Consider the following 1478-nt stretch of genomic DNA (forward strand, 5'->3'; position numbering starts at 1 on the left):
ATCTTATGGATAACAGCCGGATCCGTAATACAAGTAATAATTTTGACGTTGGTTTTTTCACAAGCCTCACAGACTGTGATGTCAATATTGAATACTCTTTTTAACCTTTGTGCCCACGACATGCTTCGCGCATGGTATGGTTTATCTGAATCTTTCAGATGCTCTGCTAAGCGAGGGCTATTCTTACCGCGTTGTGAAGCCGTTACCTCGGCACGCACCTTAGCATTGGGAGCAAACACGCCATAAAACCTCGTAAGGTTTAGCCTCGGCACTGGCACCAGTGCCGCGAGCTTGCCTATGAAATCCAAGGGAGTAAAAAAGACATGTGTGGTACCGTCTTGATAGGGAGTTTTCAGTTGATATCTTACTTTTCCTGAATCGGTTAGACTCAATCGTTGCTCGCTTAACGCTGGCCTTGAGATATATCTGCATAGCCTTTCCAGTTTGTCAGTTTGATGGCTGTCTGCAAACACCCCAGCGTGTAAGCTAAAACCGTTTATTTGAGCTAATTGACCGTAATGTTGTTCGTCTTTGGCAGGTAAGGTTTGCAAGGCAAAGACTTTTTTGCCTGTATCTGGTCCTACAGCAATGCGGTAATTGACAGAGGCTGCTTGCAAGGGCAGTAAACTATCTTCGTCATCCATGGGTAAATCGAGAAATGTGTTGTCCATATCCCGTTGAACGAGCCCGGCCTTCTCCAAGTAGGTCGCGATGCGATGGCTAATGACATTCACGAGGGTTTCCATATCATTGTGGTTTGGTGCTTTAACGCACTTGAATTTGGACTGTCCACACTCCTGAGTGATAACGCCTTCCAAAAAGAGCATGTGAAAGTGAATATTGAGATTCAGTGCACTACCAAATCGCTGAATGTAAGTCACCGCTCCTGTGTTTGCTTGCTTCTTAAGATACCCAGCCCGATGCACAATATCGCAAGAAATAGCACGATGAATGATTTGCATGATTTTACTTAAGTGTTTGGGATACCTAGCTAGAAGTAGACGAAGCGGGATGGGTAAACTCAATACCCATTGGCGTACAGGGTAACCGTGAAGAACATCTTCAACTAACAACTTGGCACTTTCTGCCATCCTTCTTGCACCGCAACTTGGGCAAAATCCCCTGCGTTTGCAGCTGAACGCCAGCAGTTTCTCATGCTTGCAGTCGTCACAAACTACACGCAAAAAACCATGCTCAAGCCGACCACACCTAAGAAACTCTTCAAACTCTTTTACCACATGAAGTGGTAACGACTTCCCTTTTTGTGAAAGCTGCTTCTGAAATTCTGGGTAGTGGCGTTCGACCAATTGATACAGTAACGTCTGCTCTGGACGATGTCGTTTATAGGTATGAGAGTGAGTTACTAGCAATGGCGCCTTTATCTTGAATTGGCATCACAGTGTGTATATGATTTTAATGTAAATCTACTGATCAATAGGGTGGGAAATTTATAGTCTCAAGGTCCGAAAAACGTACAA

Annotated in this window: 1 protein-coding gene; it reads right to left on the minus strand. The window is 44.5% G+C overall.

The window, feature by feature from the left end:
- A partial coding sequence (locus ACX5KA_RS06830; RefSeq protein WP_458730736.1) for a transposase occupies window positions 1-1370 on the minus strand: 1370 nt, incomplete at its 3' end.
- Between the last annotated feature and the right edge of the window lie 108 nt (window positions 1371-1478).

The sequence above is a fragment of the Alteromonas alvinellae genome (assembly GCF_902705805.1).